Origin of the sequence: Pseudomonas sp. K5002 (genome assembly GCF_013386655.1) — a bacterium.
Taxonomy (GTDB): Bacteria; Pseudomonadota; Gammaproteobacteria; order Pseudomonadales; family Pseudomonadaceae; genus Aquipseudomonas.
Map to the genome: position 1 here is coordinate 1 of NZ_JACARK010000608.1, position 3,861 is coordinate 3,861.

The 3,861-nt window shown below is 60.9% G+C and carries 4 protein-coding genes; all 4 read right to left on the reverse strand.

Annotated elements, in window-relative coordinates:
* Positions 1 to 9: 9 nt before the first annotated feature.
* Entirely contained in the window at positions 10 to 1,221 is a 1,212-nt protein-coding gene (locus HX846_RS24650; protein WP_008438742.1) for an O-succinylhomoserine sulfhydrylase, read from the reverse strand.
* Between the two features lie 66 nt (positions 1,222 to 1,287).
* Entirely contained in the window at positions 1,288 to 2,793 is a 1,506-nt protein-coding gene (gene purF, locus HX846_RS24655; protein ID WP_003212683.1) for an amidophosphoribosyltransferase, read from the reverse strand.
* A 41-nt stretch (positions 2,794 to 2,834) separates the two neighbouring features.
* Positions 2,835 to 3,392 (reverse strand): CvpA family protein, encoded by a 558-nt coding sequence (locus tag HX846_RS24660; protein ID WP_003212681.1) that lies wholly within the window; start codon positions 3,390 to 3,392, stop codon positions 2,835 to 2,837.
* 254 nt (positions 3,393 to 3,646) lie between these two features.
* Positions 3,647 to 3,861 (reverse strand): SPOR domain-containing protein (locus tag HX846_RS24665; protein ID WP_178966271.1); only part of this gene is annotated, 215 nt, incomplete at its 5' end.

Here is a 3,861-nt window from a genome sequence, read left to right on the forward strand (position 1 = left end):
ACCACTCGATCACAGGGCAGCCAACCCACGGGCCAGGTCGGCCTGCAGGTCAGCGACGTCTTCCAGGCCCACCGCAATGCGGATCAGGCTGTCACGAATCCCGGCAGCTTCACGCTCCTGCGGCGCCAGGCGGCCGTGGGAGGTGGTGCTCGGGTGAGTGATAGTGGTCTTGCTGTCACCCAGGTTGGCGGTGATGGAGATCAGGCGAGTCGCATCGATAAAGCGCCAGGCGCCCTCTTTGCCGCCCTTGACCTCGAAACTCACCACGGCGCCGAAACCACGCTGCTGGCGCTGGGCCAACTCGTGTTGCGGGTGGCTCTTGAGGCCGGCGTAGTGGACTTTCTCGATGCCGTCCTGCTGCTCCAGCCACTCGGCCAGGGCCTGGGCGTTGGCACAATGGGCCTTCATCCGCAGGCTCAAGGTCTCCAGGCCTTTAAGGAAGATCCAGGCGTTGAACGGGCTCAGGGTCGGGCCGGCGGTGCGCAAGAAGCCCACCACTTCCTTCATCTGCTCGCTGCGGCCGGCAACCACGCCACCCATGCAACGGCCCTGGCCGTCGATGAACTTGGTGGCCGAGTGCACAACGATGTCTGCGCCCAGCTTCAGCGGCTGCTGCAATGCAGGGGTGCAGAAGCAGTTGTCGACGATCAGCATCGCGCCCTTGGCGTGGGCCACTTCGGACAATGCGGCAATGTCCACCAGCTCGGCCAACGGATTGGACGGCGACTCGACGAACAGCAATTTGGTGTTGGCCTTGATGGCCGCGTCCCAGCCGGACAGGTCCGCCAGCGGCACGTAGTCGACTTCAATACCAAAACGCTTGAAGTACTTTTCGAACAGGCTGATGGTCGAACCAAACACGCTGCGCGATACCAGGACGTGGTCGCCGGCGCTGCACAGGCTCATGACTACCGCGAGAATCGCAGCCATGCCCGTGGCAGTGGCGACAGCTTGCTCGGCGCCTTCCAGCGCGGCGATACGCTCTTCGAACGCGCGCACGGTCGGGTTGGTGTAACGCGAATAAACGTTGCCTGGCACTTCACCGGCAAAACGCGCAGCGGCGTCGGCCGCAGTGCGGAACACATAGCTGGAGGTAAAGAACATCGGGTCACCGTGCTCACCTTCCGGGGTGCGGTGCTGGCCGGCGCGCACAGCCAGGGTATCGAAAGCTACGCCATCGAGGTCGCTGTCCAAGCGACCGGCATCCCATTCCTGACTCATGCTCTACTCCTCAACTCGAATGCTTTATCAAAGATACAAAACCGGCCCCTCAGGGCCGGTGTCTACTCAGTTGTTGTACAGGTCGATGATCGCGCTGACCGCCTGGGTCTTGATCTTCGAGGAATCGTTACGGGCCTGCTCGATCTTGTTCAGGTAGGCCTCGTCGACATCGCCGGTGACGTACTTGCCGTCGAACACCGCGCAATCGAACTCCTCGATCTTGATCTTGCCACCACCGACGGCTTCGATCAGGTCCGGCAGGTCCTGGTAGATCAGCCAGTCGGCGCCGATCAGGTCCGCAACGTCCTGGGTCGAACGGTTGTGGGCGATCAGTTCGTGGGCGCTCGGCATGTCGATGCCGTACACGTTCGGGTAACGCACGGCAGGCGCGGCGGAACAGAAATAAACGTTCTTCGCACCGGCTTCGCGGGCCATCTGGATGATCTGCTTGCAGGTGGTGCCGCGTACGATGGAGTCATCCACCAGCATCACGTTCTTGCCGCGGAACTCCAGCTCGATCGCGTTGAGCTTCTGGCGCACCGACTTCTTGCGCGCAGCCTGGCCAGGCATGATGAAGGTACGGCCGATGTAACGGTTCTTGACGAAGCCTTCGCGGAATTTCACGCCCAGGTGGTTCGCCAACTCCAGCGCAGCGGTGCGGCTGGTGTCCGGGATCGGGATAACAACGTCGATGTCGTGATCCGGGCGCTCGCGCAGGATCTTGTCCGCCAGCTTCTCGCCCATGCGCAGGCGCGCCTTGTACACCGAAACACCGTCGATGATCGAATCCGGACGCGCCAGGTAGACGTGTTCGAAGATGCACGGGGTGAGTTTCGGGTTCAGTGCGCACTGACGGGTGTGCAGCTTGCCGTCTTCAGTGATGTAGACCGCTTCGCCCGGCGCCAGGTCGCGAATCAGGGTAAAGCCCAGCACGTCCAGGGACACGCTTTCGGAAGCGATCATGTACTCGACGCCTTCGTCGGTATGACGCTGGCCGAACACGATCGGGCGGATGCCGTGGGGGTCGCGGAAACCGACGATACCGTAGCCGGTCACCATCGCCACTACCGCATAGCCACCGACGCAGCGGTTGTGCACGTCAGTCACGGCAGCGAACACGTCTTCTTCGGTCGGCTGCAGCTTGCCGCGCTGGGCCAGCTCGTGGGCGAACACGTTCAGCAGTACTTCGGAGTCCGAGTTGGTGTTGACGTGGCGCAGGTCAGATTCGTAAATCTCCTTGGCCAGTTGTTCAACGTTGGTCAGGTTGCCGTTGTGCGCCAGGGTGATGCCATAGGGCGAGTTGACGTAGAACGGCTGGGCTTCGGCCGAGGTCGAGCTGCCCGCTGTCGGGTAGCGCACGTGGCCAATGCCCATGTGCCCGACCAGGCGCTGCATGTGGCGCTGATGGAACACGTCACGCACCAGACCATTGTCCTTGCGCAGGAATAACCGGCCGTCGTGGCTGGTCACAATACCGGCAGCATCCTGGCCGCGGTGCTGGAGGACGGTTAGCGCGTCATACAGCGCCTGATTCACGTTCGACTTACCGACGATACCGACGATGCCACACATGCGACGCAACCCCTACTTAATGAATCTTGACTGAACACAACTTACTGAGGCGTTTTGGCCGGCAAGAGGTGTTCCTTGAACGGAAGATCAGCGGGTACGCTGATCCCGCTGGCCAGCCACTGACTGCTCCACCCCAAAATGAGGTTTTTGGACCAATCTGCAACCAATAGAAATTTTGGCACGAGTACCGACTCCTGCCACCACGAATCCTGCTGTACCGGCCCCAGGCTCAACAGCCCGACCGCCACGACCACCAGCAAGCCGCCACGCGCGGCGCCGAAGGCCATGCCGAGAAATCGATCGGTCCCGGAGAGGCCGGTGACGCGTATCAATTCGCCGATAAGATAATTGACCATTGCCCCCACCAACAACGTGGCGATGAACATGATGGCGCAGCCCGCGATGACGCGAGCCGAAGGTGTCTCGATGTATCCGGCCAGGTAGACAGACAATGAACCGCCGAACATCCAGGCTACAACTCCTGCGATGATCCATGTCAGCAGCGACAATGCTTCTTTGACGAAGCCGCGGCTCAGACTGATCAAAGCGGAGATGGCGACGATTGCAACGATCGCCCAATCAACCCAGGTAAATGGCACAGTTCAGCCTACAGACGGATAAGGCGGCGCATTTTAGCAGAGCGCTGGGCTATCGGTAAGCTGTGATTGGCAGTGCATTTGAAATCAATGAGTTATAGGGGAAACCGGCCTGTTGCGGCACACCCAAGACACTTGTGGGAGCGGGCCTGCTCGCGAAGGCGGTGGGGCAGCCAATAAATCTGCTGACTGATACACCGCTTCGCGAGCAAGCCCGCTCCCACATTGACCGCATCCCAGCTTGAATCCTTGCAGCCTCAGCCTTTTTCGGGCTGGAAGCGAACCACAAAACCCTTGAGGTTCTGCTGGCGATCCAACAGGTCCCGCAAGCGATCGGCTTCAGCCCGCTCGATCAGCGGCCCGATGAATACCCGGTTCTTGCCATCGGCGCTGCGGATATAGGCGTTGTAACCCTGGGTGCGCAGCTTCTTCTGCAACGCATCAGCACTTTCGCGGTTAGCCAGGCTGGCCA

Excerpts from the sequence above, each read along its gene's own strand:
- HX846_RS24650 (WP_008438742.1), bottom strand. The coding sequence starts at position 1,221 with ATGAGTCAGGAATGGGATGCCGGTCGCTTGGACAGCGACCTCGATGGC.
- purF (WP_003212683.1), bottom strand. The coding sequence starts at position 2,793 with ATGTGTGGCATCGTCGGTATCGTCGGTAAGTCGAACGTGAATCAGGCG.